Annotated in this window: 11 protein-coding genes; 3 read left to right on the forward strand and 8 right to left on the reverse strand. The window is 66.7% G+C overall.

Annotation, left to right across the window (positions count from 1 at the left end; translation table 11 throughout):
• Positions 1 to 39: 39 nt before the first annotated feature.
• The 3 genes from KQH53_20065 to glgA are packed head-to-tail and all read right to left on the reverse strand — an operon-like array spanning position 40 to position 4,396.
• Positions 40 to 576, reverse strand: coding sequence for a hypothetical protein (locus tag KQH53_20065; protein ID MCB2228981.1), 537 nt, complete (start codon positions 574 to 576; stop codon positions 40 to 42).
• 15 nt (positions 577 to 591) lie between these two features.
• Positions 592 to 2,925 (reverse strand): GAF domain-containing protein, encoded by a 2,334-nt coding sequence (locus tag KQH53_20070; protein ID MCB2228982.1) that lies wholly within the window; start codon positions 2,923 to 2,925, stop codon positions 592 to 594.
• A 4-nt stretch (positions 2,926 to 2,929) separates the two neighbouring features.
• Positions 2,930 to 4,396: a glycogen synthase GlgA gene (gene glgA / locus KQH53_20075; protein ID MCB2228983.1), complete on the reverse strand. Its 1,467-nt coding sequence runs from the start codon at positions 4,394 to 4,396 to the stop codon at positions 2,930 to 2,932.
• 117 nt (positions 4,397 to 4,513) lie between these two features.
• On the opposite strand from glgA, the gene KQH53_20080 reads away from it, so the two are divergent.
• Positions 4,514 to 5,986, forward strand: a complete 1,473-nt coding sequence (locus KQH53_20080) for a PAS domain-containing protein (protein MCB2228984.1) — start codon at positions 4,514 to 4,516, stop codon at positions 5,984 to 5,986.
• On the forward strand, positions 5,983 to 6,369 hold the full coding sequence (locus KQH53_20085; GenBank protein ID MCB2228985.1) for a response regulator: 387 nt from the start codon (positions 5,983 to 5,985) through the stop codon (positions 6,367 to 6,369). Before KQH53_20080 ends, KQH53_20085 begins: the two co-directional genes overlap by 4 nt.
• A 433-nt stretch (positions 6,370 to 6,802) precedes the next feature.
• Here KQH53_20085 and KQH53_20090 read toward each other — a convergent pair whose 3' ends face one another.
• The 3 genes from KQH53_20090 to mfd all read right to left on the reverse strand — a co-directional run bounded on the left by KQH53_20090 (position 6,803) and on the right by mfd (position 12,319).
• The gene (locus KQH53_20090) at positions 6,803 to 7,786 is read right to left on the reverse strand and encodes a SurA N-terminal domain-containing protein (GenBank protein MCB2228986.1); all 984 of its coding nucleotides are present in this window, start codon (positions 7,784 to 7,786) and stop codon (positions 6,803 to 6,805) included.
• Positions 7,786 to 8,697: a peptidyl-prolyl cis-trans isomerase gene (locus KQH53_20095; GenBank protein MCB2228987.1), complete on the reverse strand. Its 912-nt coding sequence runs from the start codon at positions 8,695 to 8,697 to the stop codon at positions 7,786 to 7,788. Before KQH53_20095 ends, KQH53_20090 begins: the two co-directional genes overlap by 1 nt.
• Before the next feature lie 85 nt (positions 8,698 to 8,782).
• A complete protein-coding gene (gene mfd, locus KQH53_20100; GenBank protein ID MCB2228988.1) occupies positions 8,783 to 12,319 on the reverse strand; it encodes a transcription-repair coupling factor in 3,537 nt (1,178 codons plus the stop codon).
• A 194-nt stretch (positions 12,320 to 12,513) separates the two neighbouring features.
• On the opposite strand from mfd, the gene KQH53_20105 reads away from it, so the two are divergent.
• A complete protein-coding gene (locus tag KQH53_20105; GenBank protein ID MCB2228989.1) occupies positions 12,514 to 13,575 on the forward strand; it encodes a hypothetical protein in 1,062 nt (353 codons plus the stop codon).
• A 100-nt stretch (positions 13,576 to 13,675) separates the two neighbouring features.
• Here KQH53_20105 and KQH53_20110 read toward each other — a convergent pair whose 3' ends face one another.
• A complete protein-coding gene (locus KQH53_20110; GenBank protein MCB2228990.1) occupies positions 13,676 to 14,317 on the reverse strand; it encodes a corrinoid protein in 642 nt (213 codons plus the stop codon).
• A 30-nt stretch (positions 14,318 to 14,347) separates the two neighbouring features.
• A partial coding sequence (locus KQH53_20115) for a hypothetical protein (GenBank protein ID MCB2228991.1) occupies positions 14,348 to 14,615 on the reverse strand: 268 nt, incomplete at its 5' end.

Below are 14,615 nucleotides of genomic sequence, written 5' to 3' on the forward strand. Positions count from 1 at the left end.
GCGACCATGGGGAATGCCTAGGGGTTGGAGCGGGATAGCTCAGGCCAGGGTGTTCCGAAAGGCGCTGAGCGCCTGGGGGATGACCGAGCGCACCACCGCCTCGGGCTCCATCTCCAGGCGGCGGCGCACCTGCTCGAAATCCGGGTAGGTTTCCAAGAGCTTCAGAGGCTTTTGGCCGGCCCCGGCGGCGATCTGGCGGTAGTCGCGGGCCATGTCGATGATGCTGTGGCCCCGCGCGCCGGGCGGCTCCAGCCAGCCCAGGCGGGCCATCAGTTCGAAGCGCACCTGATCCACCAAGTATAGGAAGGCGTCCAGGGCCTCCAGCTTGGCCCGGGCCTCCAGGTCGGCGTAGCGCTCGCCCGGCCCCAGGCCCCGCACCCCCAGGACCACGTCGTACAGGGCCAGGGTGGCCTGGTGGCCCAGCTCGGCCAACACGGCCAGCACCGCGGGCGGCAGGTCGGCCAGGCGCTCGCCGTGGGCCGGGGCGTGGTCCACCCGCTGGGGCCAGCGCCCGAAGGCCGCCTTGGCCTCGCGGTTTTGCCGCGCCTCATCCAGGCTGATTACTTGGCCGCTCACCCCGCTCCTTCCGGCCTACTTGAGGTAGGCTCGGCCCTCCTCGGCCGCGGGCAGGGTTACCAAGAACGACGCCCCGCTCTCACCCCGGTTGTGCACCTCCACCTGCCCGAAGTGGCGGGTCACGATCTTGTGCACGATGGACAGGCCCAGTCCCGAGCCCTCGTCCTTGGTGGTGAAGAAGGGGTTGAAGATGTTGTGCACGATATCCATGGGGATGCCGCCGCCGGTGTCGGTGACCTCGCCGGCCACGAACTGCTTGCCCTCGCGCACCACGCTGAAGGTGCGCACCGTGAGGTTGCCGTTGTCCTGGCCCATTGCCTGAATGGCGTTGAGGAACAGGTTCAGGAAAACGTGCTTGATCTGACGGTCGTCGCAAAACACCGGGGGCAGGCCGGTGCCCAGCTCCTGGTTCACCGCGATGTTCTTCTCGGCCAGCTCCCGGCTGATCAGCTCCAGGGACTGGTCGATGATCTCGTTGAGGTCGTGCTCCTCGAAGTGGCCCCGCGCGTCGGAGGAGAAATCCAGCATCTCGTTGAGTGTCTTCTCCAGGCGGGTCACCTCGTCGATGATCACGTCCAAATACTGGATGAACGGCGAGTCGTCGCCCACCTTTTTGCGCAGGCGCCGCGCGAAGCCGCCGATGGAAACCAGGGGGTTTCTTATCTCGTGGGCCACGCCCGCCGCGATCTCGCCCAGGGCGGCCAGCTTGTCCGACTCCAGGAGGCGGTTGCGCATCTGAGCCAGCTCTTTGTTCACCTGCTCCAGGTGATGGTAGAGCCGCGCGGTCTCCAGGGCCAGGCCGCCCTGGTTGGCCAACATGCCCAACAGCTTCAGGTCACGCTCGTTGAAGGGCCGCCCGCTGATCACGTTGTTGACCAACAGCTCGCCCACCACCTTGCCCTTGGCGAACATGGGCACGGCCACGAAGGCGCGCTCCAGGCCCAGGGCCTCGGCCATCTCCTGGTTCATGCGCGGCTCGTTGCGGGGGTCTTCCACCACCATGGTGGTGCCCAGGGCCACGCACATGGCCACCACGCTGTCCGGCGGGTCCAGGGGAACTTCCAGCGCGGCCAGGCTCTCGTCTGCCAACAGCTCGCGGCGGGGGCGGCTGTCGCGGATGTCTTGCAGGCTCTGGGTCAGCTCCTTGTGCAGGCCGTTCTCCACGTCCTTGGTCAGGCTGGCGATGGGCCGGAGCACCTTGGCGTCTTCGTCCACCAGGAAAAGCACCACCCGGTCGTGGTCCATGCCCGCGGGGTGGATCACCGCGTCCATGATGATGAGCACCGTGGCCTCGAAATCCATGGTGGTCATGAGCACGGTGGAGATCTCGTAGAGGGTGGCCAGGGCGCCCACCATCTCCTCGTTGCGCTGGACCAGCACCTCCATGCGCTGGAAGATGAGGGCGTTCTCCAGGGCCGAGGAGATCATGGAGGCCATGGTGACCAGCAGGTTGCGGTCCTCGGCGTTGAAGCGGGGCACCGCGTCCTTGTCCAGCACCATCTTCTCGAACACGCAGAGGTGGCCCGAGTAGTTGCCCTTGAAGCTCAGCGGCACGCACATGCCCTTGGCCGAATCCGGCGGCGCGCCTTCCTCGGGCTCCCCGCCGTAGAGCTTGCAGGCGTTGAGGCACTCGCGCTCCTGATCCAGACACGCGGGGGGCACCACCCCGAAGGCGGCCTGCAAGCGGGGCGGCTCGTTGGTGGGGGCATTGATGCACACCAGCCCGCCCTTGGCGCCCAGGAGCTTGGAGACCATGGAGGCGGCGGTGTTTAAGAGCTCGTCCAGCTCGATGGTGCTCACCGCCGCCCGGCCCAGGTCGCTGATCACGTTGAGCTCGGTGATGCGGCGCTTGGCCTCGAAGTAAAGACGATGGTTGCGGATGGTGCCGGCCATCTCCCGGGCCACCATCTGCACCAGGCGCACCTCGTCGCTGTCAATAGTCTGGCCCGGCGCGAAGATCAACAGCAGCACCCCGTAGAGGCGGTTGTCGTCCATGACCGGGAACAGGGCGGCCAGCTCGCCCGCCGCACACAGCGCGTCCAGGGCCGGATCGCCGTTGGGCGGCTCCATGACGATCAGTTGGTGGTCGCGGTCGCGGGCCACGCGGCCCAGCGCGCCCTGGCCAAAGGCCACCTCCAGGGGCGTCTCCGTCTTGGGCTGGCGGGGCCAGGCGTTGGCCTGGGTCAGGCTGCTCTTGGCGGTCTCCTGTAAAAAGAGCATGGCCAGGCGGGAGCCCAGGTGACTGTTGATGGTACCCAGGATGCTGTCCAGGCGCTCATTCACGTCCACCGAGGCGTTGGTGATCTCCACCACGTGGGCCAGGACATCGAAGCGTTGGGCATGATCCATGGCCTTACGCCTCCGTCCTGCGGCCCGCTTGGCCCAGGGCCTTTTGGTAAATTTCCACGTAGCGCGGCGCGGCGGCCTGCCAGGAGAAGTCCTGGGCCATGCCCCGCTGCATGATGCCGCGCCATTCCTCGGGCTTTTGGTAGGCCTCCCGGGCCCGGGCCAGGGCCCCCAGCATGGCATCCAAAGCGAATGGCTCGAACTTGAAGCCCGTGCCCGGAGTCTGGGCGGTGTGGTCGGCCACGGTGTCGGCCAGGCCGCCGGTGTCGCGCACCACCGGCACCGCGCCATAGCGCAGAGCCTGCATCTGATGGATGCCGCAGGGCTCGTAGCGGCTGGGCACCAGGAGCATGTCCACCCCGGCCATGATGCGGTGGGCCAGGGGCATGTCGAAGCCGATGGTGACCCCCAGGCGGCCGGGGTTGCGCTGGGCCAGCTCCATGAGGGCCACATGGTAGTGGTCCTCGCCATAGCCCATGACCACCACGTTGAGCCCCAACTCGAACATGCTCTCCATGCCCGCGGTCACCAGGTCCAGGCCCTTGCGGTCCTCCAGGCGGCCCACCAGAGCCACCAGGGGCCGGCCGTCCGCCTCGTCCAGGGAGTAGAGCTCCATCAGGTCGCGGCGGCAGCGCTTCTTGGGCTCCACGTCGTCCTGGCTGTAGGTGGCCGGCAGATGCTCGTCCTCGGCCGGATTCCACACCGAGTAGTCGATGCCGTTGACCACCGCGGTGAGGCGCTCGCGCCGGGCCAGGAGCACCCCTTCCAGGCCTTGGCCCAGGTCCGGGGTGAGTATCTCGCGGGCATAGGCGTGGGACACGGTGGAGATCATGTCCGCGAAGAGCAGGCCGCCCTTGAGGAAGTTGATCTGTCCGTAGAACTCCAGGGCCTCGGGGGTGAAATACTCCCAACCCAGGCCGGTGAGCGGCATGTCGTAATGCCAGAACTGGCCCTGGTTGCCCAGGTTGTGCACGGTCATCAGCGAGGCGCTGCCCTCCAGCTGGGGGTCGCCCGCGTAGAGGGTGCGCAGATACACCGGCACCAGGCCGGTGGTCCAGTCGTTGGCGTGGAACACGTCCACCTTCCAGCCCATGGCCTTGGCCAGCTCCAGGCAGGCCCGGCTGTAGAAGATGAAGCGCTCGGCGTTGTCCTCGTAGTCGCCGTAGGCGTTGCCGTAGAGCCCCTCGCGGTCGAACAGGTGCTCGTGGCTGATGAGGTAGTCGGTGACCCCGGAAGGGTTGCGGCGGCAATACACCTCGGCCTGATGCCGTTTCCAGGAAACCGGCACCTCCAAGGTCACCTCCAGGCGCTCCAGAGTCGCCTCCAGCTCCGGGGACATGCGGGGCTTGGGAGTGACCACGCCCACGGTGTGGCCCAACTGGGCCAGGGCGCGCGGCAGGTCGTAGGCCACTTCGGCCAGGCCGCCCACCCTTTTGTAGGGCCAGACTTCAGGCGCCAAAAATAGTATGTGCATCTGCCCGATCTCCCTTGATAGCCAAACTATAACACGCCATCGGGCGCAACAAAACCAAAGCAGCCATGGGGCCCGCCATGCGTTGACACCTTTGTAAAAGCGGCGCTAAGGTTAACCATGCGATGGCTACGGCACATATTCTCCCGGCCCCCGGTGGTGCTGGCGGCGGTGGTGCTCCTGCCCTGCCTGGCCTGGGGCGTGTTCTCCCTGGGCATGGACTGGAGCATCATGGAGCGCCTGGCCGACGGCGAGCGGGTGTCGGCCGAGATGCAGCGGCGGGTGCTGTTCACCGGCCTGGGCCTGGCGGTCACCCTGGCCGGCGTGCTCATCGGGGCCTTTTGGTGGCACCGCCGCTACGCCCGCCAGATCGACACCCTGGTGGAGGCCTGCCACCGCATGTCCCTGGGCGAGCCCTCTCCCCTGCCCGACGCGCCCCAGCGCCTGGAGCAGCTGGGCCGCCTGGCCCTGGCCATCCAGGTGATGCACGAGGCGCTGATGGACTACCTGAGCCTGTACCGGCGCTTTTTCGACGCCGCGCCGGACATGTTCCTCTCCCTGGCCCCGGCGGGGCAGCGCATTCTGGACGCCAACACCGCCTTTTGCCGGGCCGTGGGGATGCTCAAGGACGAGGTCCTTGGCCAGCCGGTGGAGCGCTTCGTGGATTTGGACAAGGGATGGGAGGAGGCCCTGGGATCGGGCAGCGAGTTTATCTCGGGACAAATCAAAACCGACAGCGGTATCATAAAAGTCGAAGCCAGCATCTCCTTGGAGGGAAACCCCGAGGGCCAGCCCTGGGTGCTGGGCGCCATCCTGCGCGACGTTACCCTGCGCGACGCCCTGCACGGAGAGCTTTTGCAGAAATCCACAGCACTGGAAAAGGCCCTGGAGGAGATCAGAAGCGTGGAAGAGCTCAAGGACGAATTCCTCACCACCCTGAGCCACGAGCTCAAGACGCCCCTGGTGTCCCTCAAGGGCTTTTTGCAGCTTTTGAAAAAGGGCGGCACCGGGCAGGAGCAGGGCGAGAAGTATCTGGACATCTGCTGGCGCAACCTGAGCAAGCTGGAGACCCAGATCAACAACCTCTTGGACCTGGCCCGCCTGAGCCACTCCAAGGAGCAGTACGAGATGGCCCCAGTGGACCTGAGCGCCCTGGTGCGCACCGCGGCCGAGAACCTGGCCCCGGCCGCGGCCGAACGCCGGGTGACCCTGGACCTGAGCGGCCTGAACGCGGGCCCCCTGGTGGTCGAGGGCAACCTGAACAAGCTGGTACAGCTGGTGGACAACCTCCTGGTCAACGCCATCAAGTACAACAAGGAGGACGGCCAGGTGCGTCTGGGCCTGGAGCGGGAAGGCTCCCAGGTGGTGCTCACCGTGGCCGACTCCGGGGTGGGCATCGACCGCGAGCACACCGCGGCCATCTTCAACCGCTTCTACCGGGCCGACATGAGCGGCACCGGCCGCCTGGAGGGCCTGGGTATCGGGCTCAGCCTGGTGCAGGAGATCGTAAAGCTGCACAACGGCGACATCCGGGTGGAGAGCGAGCCCGGGGTGGGCACCACCTTCACCGTGACCCTGGAGGCGGGCGCATGAGCCGGCCCCTGGTGCTGTTGGTGGAAGACGACCAGGACATCGCGGCCCTGTACAGCGCGCTGCTGGAGGCCGAGGGCATGACCGTGGTGCATTGCCTGGACCGCCAGCAGGCGGACCGCTGGTGGCACAACGCCGAGCGCCGGCCGGACCTGGTGGTGCTGGACGTACGCCTGCCCGACGGCTCGGGCCTGGAGCTGTGCAGCGACCTGGGGGGCCTTTGCGAAAAATCCTCTCTCCCGCCCATAATCGTGCTCAGCGCCCACGGCGACCCCCGCATGCCTTCCCTATGCCGCCAGGCCGGGGCGGCGGCCTTTTTGGACAAGCTGGAGAATTTGGACAACCTTGTCTATAAGGCTAAGGAATTATTGGACAATCAAGCTTAAGACTTTTTTAGTCCGCCTTTTTAGGGCAATTCTACCCGACAAACTCCCCCAAATTATAGCATCGGCAATTTATTACCGTTTTTTTTCGGGCTATTTCACCTGTTAATTTAATTGGCATTTAGAAGCAAACTCTTATGCCAGGCAGCCCGATTTGATTCGCCCAACCGGCCTAATCCGGACGCCTCAATTTAGATTAATTTTTTTGCTGTGTTCTTAGGTGGTTGAAAAAGAGATCCCCGGCGAGAGCACAAAAATATGCGCGCCGCCTTTCACGATCTCCCTGCCTGCCCCTCTAGGGAAAACGATCCAGAACGACGCGCACGGCAATTAAAGGTGCAATACGCGGGCCAGAATTGGCCGAGCTTATCTTTTTTGCATGACAAAGGGGCCGCCGGACGTCCAGCGTCCGGGGCCCCTGGTTGGCTTGATGGGGCTAATCGATTATCTTCACGTAGTTTTTTGCCCGCAGGTCCTTGATCCACTCCCGGAAGCGTTTCTCGGTGGTCTCTCGTTCCAGCTTCTGGCGAATCTGATCCTTGACCGCTTGGAGCGGCAAACCTTTGTCACCGCTGCGCTCGGTGAGCTGCATGATCACGAAGCCCTGGGGAATCTGCAAAACCTCGCTGACCTGGCCGGGCTTGAGCTCGCCCAGGGCCTGGCGCATGGAAGGCAGAAGGTCAGAAGCCTTCACCGGCCCCAGCTGCCCTCCCCGCTCGGCCCCCGGCCCCTGGGAGTTCTGCTGGGCCAGCTTGCCGAAGTCCTCGCCGTTCTTGATCTTGGTCAGGATGTTCTCGGCCTTTTGGCGCACCGCGTTCTCGCCGGCCAGGCTGGTCTTGTCGTCCACCCTGAGGAAGATGGCCCGGATCTGAACCTCGTCCAGGTTCTGGTACTGCTCCTTGTGGTCCTTGTAGTACTTCTCCACGTCCGCGTCGGTGACCACCACCAGCTTCTTGACTTCCTGGTTGATCAGCCGCTGCTTGAGGATGTCATTGCGCAGGTTGTTGCGGTACTCCTGGAGGGTGAGCCCCTGGCGGCTCAGGCTGGCCACGAAGTCCTCATCGGTGAGGTTGTTGGACTTCTTCACCCGGTTGATGTAATGGTCCAGCTCGGCGTCGGGGACCACCAGCCCGGCGCGTTTGACCTCCTTGGCGAAGATCTTGTCGTCGATCAGCCGTTCCAGGGCCAGGCGCCGGATCTGGGTGGGAGGCATCCCCCCGCTGCCCGGCTGGGTGGCCTCCATGCGGGCCAGGTCCATCTTCACCCGCTTGATGGAGCGGTCCAGGTCCAGGGAGGTGATCACGTCGTCGTCCACGATGGCCACCACCCGGTTGACCACCTGCTCGGCCGCGGAGGCCAACATGGCCGGCGCGATCAACAGAACCGCCAGAACAAGGCTAAAGATAAGGCGTCGTAGCATCATCCACTCCTAGGAGAGGCCGGGCGGCCCAGTTCAAGAAAATTCTCGTCGTATTGTACCCGAGCCTGGGCTCGCAAGCGCTCCAGATATTGCACGGCCAGAGATTCGCGGCGCTGAGCGGACAGACGCTTTTGAATCTCCGGCGCGGCCTGGGCCAGGCTCAGGGTTTGGGCGGGCCTCTTTTGTTTTACCAGCACCACGTGGAAGCCATAGGTGCTGGGCAGGGGCCCGGCCAGTTGCCCCGCTTGCAGGGCGAAAACCTTCTTCTCCAAGGCGGGCGGCATGTGCCCCCGGCTGAGCCAGGAGGGGTGCCCGCCCTCGGCCAGGGGGGCGCCCAGGGCATCGGCCGCGGCGCTCATGTCCTGGCCCGTCTTCACCCGGTCCACCAGCTTTTGGGCCAGATCCCGGCTGGGCAACAGGGCGTGCAGGGCCAGAATCTGCTCGGGGCGCTGAAACTCCCGAACATGGCCCTGGTAATAATCACGAACCTGAGCCGCTCCCACCCGGGCCCGGGGCATGAGTATCATGCGCAGGGCCTTTTCCATCAAGAGCTGGCGCTCCAGTTCGTCCCGCCAATCCTTGCGCGAGATGCCGTGGATGGCCAGGTTGTGCTCAAAGGCCTTTTCGTCCAGCTCGCTGAGCATGGCCTTTTCCTGGCGGGCCGCTTCCTTGGGGTCCAGGTTGATGCCCTGGCGGGCTGCGTCCTTTAGCACCAGGCGGCGGCTTATCAGATCCTCGATCATCTCGCGGCGCAGCGATTTTTCCAGCATGGCCGGATCGCCCCCCAGGCCCAGAAAAGCGGCCCGGGCCTTGAACTCATGCAGGGTGATGGCCTCGCCGTCCACCCAGGCCACGGTGGGCGCGGCCTGCTCCGGGGCGGGGGAGCACCCCGCCATCAGAAGGGCCAGCAAGGCCGCCGCAGCGAGATATGCCGCCCATGGGCGGCGCCGCGCGGTCCCCGGCCGGGATGACACTAATCCCGCCATGTTATCGGACCTAGTTACCATCGCCGCCGATGTATTGCAAGAACTGCCTGGCCTGCTCCAGGGGCGGGCGCCCCGCCTCCAGGGAAAGCTTGACCCGGCCGTCCGGGAACACGCGCACCTTTTGGGGCTGTTCCTGGGCCATGGTCAAGAGGCGATCCAGGTCCAGGGCGTCGGTGCGGGTGAAATGGGCCATGAAGCCGTCGCCCGAAACGTCCAGGCGCTCGGCCCCCAGGCGGCGGGCCAGCACCTTGAGCCCCACCCCGGCCAGGAGGTTGCCCGCCGCGGCCGGGGGCGGGCCGAAGCGGTCGCCCATCTCGGCGGCCACGCCCTCCAGGTCGTCCTCGCGGCGCACCGCGCTCAGGCGGCGGTACAGGCTCAGGCGCACCTCTGGGTCGGGCACGTAGGACTCGGGCAGATGGGCGGGCAGGCCCAACTTTAGCTCGGGCTCGGGCCCCTCGGCCGGGGCCTCGCCCTTGAGCCGGGCGATGGCCTCTTCCAGCAGGCGGAGGTAGAGCTCATAGCCCACCTCGGCGGCCACCCCGCTCTGCGCCTCGCCCAGCATGTTGCCCGCCCCGCGAATCTGCAAATCGTGCATGGCGATGGCAAAGCCCGCCCCCAGCTGGGTGAAGTCCATGAGCGCCTTGAGCCGCTTGGCCGCCTGGCGGGTCAGGGACTGCTCGCTCTTTACCAAGAGATAGGCATAGGCCCGCTGACCCGAGCGCCCCACCCGGCCGCGCAACTGGTAGATCTGGCTCAGGCCCAGCTTGTCCGCGTTGTTGATGATGATGGTGTTGGCCGCCGGGATGTCCAGGCCGGACTCGATGATGGTGGTGCACACCAGCACGTCCAGCTCTCTTTTCACGAAAGCCATCATCACCCGCTCCAGCTCTTTCTCGGGGAGCTGGCCGTGGGCCACGCCCACCCGGGCAGCCGGGGCGAGCCTCTGCACCTGGCGGGCCATCTTGTGGATGTCCTGCACCCGGTTGTGCACCAGGAACACCTGGCCCTGGCGCTTAAGCTCACGCTCCAGGGCCTCGCGCACCGCCTGAGGAGTGAAGGGGGCCACGTAGGTCTTGATGGCCTGGCGGTCGGCCGGGGGCGTGTTGATCACGCTGAGGTCGCGCAGGCCCGAGAGGCTCATCTGCAGGGTGCGCGGGATGGGCGTGGCGGTGAGGGTGAGCACGTCCACCAAGCGGCGCAGCTTCTTGAGTCGCTCTTTGTCCTTGACCCCGAAGCGCTGCTCCTCGTCCACCACCACCAGGCCCAGGTCCTTGAACTCCACATCCTTCTGAATGAGACGGTGGGTGCCGATGACGATGTCCAGCTTGCCCTGTTTGATCCCGGCCAAGATCTGGCGCTGCTCGGCCGGGGTCTTGAAGCGGCTGAGCGACTCCACCTCCACCGGCTGGTCCATCAGGCGCTCCACGAAGGTCTGATAATGCTGCTCTGCCAGCACGGTGGTGGGCACCAGGAAGGCCACCTGCTTGCCCTGCATGGCCACCAGATAGGCCGCGCGCAGGGCCACCTCGGTCTTGCCGAAACCCACGTCGCCGCAGATGAGACGGTCCATGGGCTTGGCCGCGCCCAAGTCGGCCAGCACGTCCTGGATGGCCCGGGCCTGGTCCGGGGTCTCCTCCCAGGGGAAGCCCGCTTCGAACTCGCGGAAGGAGCTGTCCGGCGGGGTGAAGGACTTGCCCTTGGCGATGCTGCGCGCGGCGTAGAGCTCCACCAGGTCGTGGGCGATGAGCTCCACCGCCTTCTTGGCCCGGCTCTTGGTGCGGGCCCAAGAGTGGCCGCCCAGGCGGTCCAGCTTGGGCTTGGCGTCCTCGGGGCCGCGGTACTTGCTGATCAGGCCCATGCGGTCGGCCGGGAGATAGAGCTTGTCTCCTCCCGCGAAGACCAGGTGCAAAAAATCGCTCTCCGCCGCGCCCACGGCCACGGTGGTCAGGCCCTCGTAGCGGGCCACGCCGTGGTCCATGTGCACCACCAGGTCGCCGGCCTCCATGTCGTCCAGGGCAGCCAGCATCTCGCTCAGGCGCGGCGGGGCCTTGTGGCGCACCACCCGGGGCGCGCCGAACACCTCGTCCTCGGTGATGAACACCACCGGCAGCTCGGCGGGCGCGAAGCCGGCGGTGAGGCCGCCTTCCAAAAGGCTGAGCGCCGGACCGCCCGGCTCCAGGGGCCAAGTCTCGGCCGCGCTGCCCCGCACCATCACCCCCACCTCACGCTCGGCCAGAAGCTCGGCCAGGCGCTGCACCTGGGAGCGGGAGCGGCACACCAGCACCGTGGCCCGGCCCTCCTCGCTCTGCTGGTCCACCCACTCCAAGAAGCGGCTGATGATGGAGCCCTCGCCCGCCCGCTTGAGCTCCGCGTGCAGGCCAGGGAAGGTGGAGGCCTTGAGCTTGATCAACTCGGCGCCGCCGCTCTTTTCCAGGCCCATGGCCAGGGCGCGGCAATGCAAGTGCGGGCGCGAATCCAGGCGCAGGGCCATCTGCTCCGGGGTGCGCCGCAGCATGGGCGGGCCCAGCACCACCCGGCCCTCCTCCCGGGCCGCCTCGAACTGCTCGTTCAGCTCGGCGCTCTGGCTCTCCAGGCGGTGCCCCACCTCGGCGGGCTCCAGCACCACGTGCCAGGCGTCCGAGGGCAGATAGGAGAAGATGTCGCCCGCATTGCTGAAGTACACCGGCAACAGCGATTCCAGGGCGGTGAAGGGGGCGCGCAGCTCGATCTTCTCCACCAGCTCGGCCAGGCGGCGGGTGGAGAGCCCCTCCTCGCGGGCCAGCTTGCGCAGGCTCTTAACCGCCCGGTCGGCGGCATCAGCCGAGAGGTCCACGGGCAGGCAGGGGATCAAGGCGGCCTCGGGCAGGGGGAGCTGGGAGCGCTGGTCGCCGGGGTCGAAGCGCCGAAGGCTCTCGATCTCGTCGCCGAAGAACTCCACCCGCACCGGGTCGTCCAAGAGCGGTCCGAAGAAGTCCACCACCGAGCCGCGCACCGCGAAGTCGCCCACCTGCTCCACCAGGGGCACCGGGGTGTAGCCCCCCGCGGCCAAGGCCTTGACCAGGTCATCGCGCTCCAGGCGCTGGCCCTTGGCCAAGGACAGGTAGTTGTCCAAAAGGTGCTCGGGCGGGCACAGGCGAGAGGCCGCCGCCGCGGCCGAGGTGACCACCAGCAAGGGGCGCTCGGCGGCCATCAGCTCCCAGAGCACGGCCAAACGGCGAGCCGTTACCTCTGGGGGCGGGTCCAACTCCTGATAGGGGCTCACCTCATAGGCCGGGAACAGGCGCACCGGGCTGCCGCCGGGCGCGGCGCCGGACAGGAAGAACTCCAGGTCCCTGACCAGGGTCTCGGCCACGGCCAAGGTGGGGCAAACCACCAGCCAGGCCCGGGGCGCATCCAGCCACAGCCGGGCCAGGGCAAAGGCCCGCCCCGCGCCCTCCACCCCGCCCAGCAGCGCTGCGCCCTGGGTCTCCAGGGCCGTGCGCGCCTGCTCCAGGTTCCGGCCCGGAGGCCAGACCACGGGGTTGTCGCCGGTGGATGGCTGAGTCATGCTTTCAACCGCTTTGCCTGCCAAAAAACACAAAAATCCGCGCCACGTTGCTTTGACGCGGCTGCACGCCCCTAAAGAATAACCCTTGGTTTGGGCAGCGGCAAGTTGCCTCCTGGTGGGAGCGAGGGCCCACCTGAGGTATACTGTTGCCTCGGAATTGTCACCCAGGTCTTGAAGGAGCTCCCTTGCCACCGATGGTTTTGCTGAAAGAAGGCGGCGCGGCCCGCAACGTGGGCTTGCGGCTGGGCCTGAGCCTGAGCCTGATCACCGGGCTCGGGGTCAAGCTCATGGGCCTGGTGGACGACTCCCTCAAGCCCCGCCCCGGCCTGGGAGCCGGCGGCCTCACCGTGGCCAACGCCGCCTCGGCGGTGAGCCGGGGGCGCCTCAAGGCCGAGATCGGCTCCGGCGAGCTGGAGTTCATTCCCGGCGGGCCGCCCCAGGCGGGCGAGTACCATTTCGACGTGGCCCAACTGGAGCCCAGTTTCGCGCCCTACACCCCCATCCTGGAGCTGCTGGCCCTGCCCCTGGCCGTGGCTCCGGGTCGCAGCAACGTGATCCTGCGGGGGGCCAGCCACGCGGTGGGCGCGCCCACCAGCGACGAGATCGCCTCGGTGCTGTTGCCCAATTTGCGCGCCTTGGGCCTGAACTTGGGCTATAGCGAGATTTCGCCGGGATTCTTTCCAGCCGGGGGCGGCGAAGCCGAGTTGACCGTGCGCCCGGCGGTGGTGTTGCAGACCATCAAGGCCGAGGAGCCCTTCCGGGCCCTCAGGGTGGGGGTGGAGATGATGACCTCCGACCTGCCGGTGCACATGGCCGAGCAGGCCCTGCAAGGGGCCATCGACCGCTTGGCCATCCACGGCTTCGAGGCCACGGGCAACCTGCGCCGCGCCCGGGGCGGCAAGGGCCAGTCCCTTTTGGTCTGGGCCAGCGACGGCATCCTGCGGGTGGGCTTCTCCACCCTGGGCAAGCGGGGCGGACGCCCCGAGGCCCTGGCCCTGGAGGCGGTGGAGGCGATGATGCACTTTTTGCACAGCGAAGCCGCCCTGCCCACCGGCCTGGCCGCGCGTATGCTCCTGCCCCTGGCCTGCGCCAGCGGCCTGAGCTTGTTCACCGCCTCCGGCCCGCCCAAGCCCATGGCCGCGGCCGCCGGGGTGATCAACGCCTTTTGGCCGGGCACGGTGCGCTTGTTCCAGCCGCACCCCGCCTCGCCCCTGGAGGTGCGCGTCACCGGCCGCGACTGGGGCCGCAACCTATAGGCGGACCGCTCCCCCGCCACACGCCAAAAAAACTACAGGGCGGCCCCATCGCGGGAGCCGCCCTGCTTATTGAGGGCCGGGGAATTGTGTTCGCCAGGCTCTAGCCCATCAGGCTGGTGATCACCTTCACTGCGTCCACCGCGTCGGTGGCGTGGCCGTCGGCCCCGCAGGTCTCCAGGGCAAACTTGGGAGTGACCGCCGCGCCGCCGCAGACCACCTTGACCTTGCCGGCCAGGTCGCTGTTCTTGAAGGCCTCCACCGTGGCTTTGACGTGCGGATCGCCGGTGGTGAGCAGGCTGGAGAGCCCCACCACGTCGGCGCCCAGCTCGCGGGCTTTTTCCACGAAGGTCTCGGGGGCCACGTTCTCGCCGACGTTGATCACCTCGAAGCCAGAGCTCTCCAGCATCAGCACCACCAGGTTCTTGCCGATGTCGTGCAGATCGCCGAAGACCGTGCCGATGACCACGGTGCCGGCCTTTTCCTGCTGGGAGCCGGAATCGGCGAGGATGGGCTTGATCACGTCCAGGCCGGTCTGCATGGTGCGGGCCGACATCATCATCTCGGGCACGAAGATCTTTTTGGCCTCGAAGCGGGCGCCCACCTCTTTCATGGCCGCGATCATGTAGTCGTTGATGATCTCCTGGGGATTGGCGCCGTGGTCTAGAGCGGCCTGCACCAGCCCGGCGATCTCCTTGCGCTTGCCCTTGCTCACTGCCTCTTTGATTGCTTCCAGGTCAGCCACGCTCATCTCCTCTATTGCCTCGCCCGGGGCTTAGTCTTCTACGGGAAATTGTTCGCGGTAAGCGGTGATGTAGTTCATGGCGAACTCGTCCTTGCCGGTGAACAGGTCGGTCAACACCAGGGTCCTTTTTATCTCCCAGACCGTGGGGTCGGTGATGGGACAGGTGAGCCCGGCCATCACCGCCATGGCCAAGAAGGTTCCGTTGATGGCCTTGCGGTCCGGCAGGCCGAAGGATACGTTGGAGGCCCCGATGGTCTGGTTGACCCCCAGCTTGTCGCGGATGCCGCTCAAGGCGCTG

Source organism: Desulfarculaceae bacterium, assembly GCA_020444545.1.
Lineage (GTDB): Bacteria > Desulfobacterota > Desulfarculia > Desulfarculales > Desulfarculaceae > Desulfoferula.

What these genes read in the sequence shown, in the direction of transcription:
- KQH53_20080 (MCB2228984.1), top strand. Translation starts at nt 4,514, where the DNA reads ATGCGATGGCTACGGCACATATTCTCCCGGCCCCCGGTGGTGCTGGCG.
- KQH53_20105 (MCB2228989.1), top strand. Translation starts at nt 12,514, where the DNA reads ATGGTTTTGCTGAAAGAAGGCGGCGCGGCCCGCAACGTGGGCTTGCGG.
- KQH53_20085 (MCB2228985.1), top strand. Translation starts at nt 5,983, where the DNA reads ATGAGCCGGCCCCTGGTGCTGTTGGTGGAAGACGACCAGGACATCGCG.
- KQH53_20090 (MCB2228986.1), bottom strand. Translation starts at nt 7,786, where the DNA reads ATGCTACGACGCCTTATCTTTAGCCTTGTTCTGGCGGTTCTGTTGATC.
- mfd (MCB2228988.1), bottom strand. Translation starts at nt 12,319, where the DNA reads ATGACTCAGCCATCCACCGGCGACAACCCCGTGGTCTGGCCTCCGGGC.
- glgA (MCB2228983.1), bottom strand. Translation starts at nt 4,396, where the DNA reads ATGCACATACTATTTTTGGCGCCTGAAGTCTGGCCCTACAAAAGGGTG.
- KQH53_20070 (MCB2228982.1), bottom strand. Translation starts at nt 2,925, where the DNA reads ATGGATCATGCCCAACGCTTCGATGTCCTGGCCCACGTGGTGGAGATC.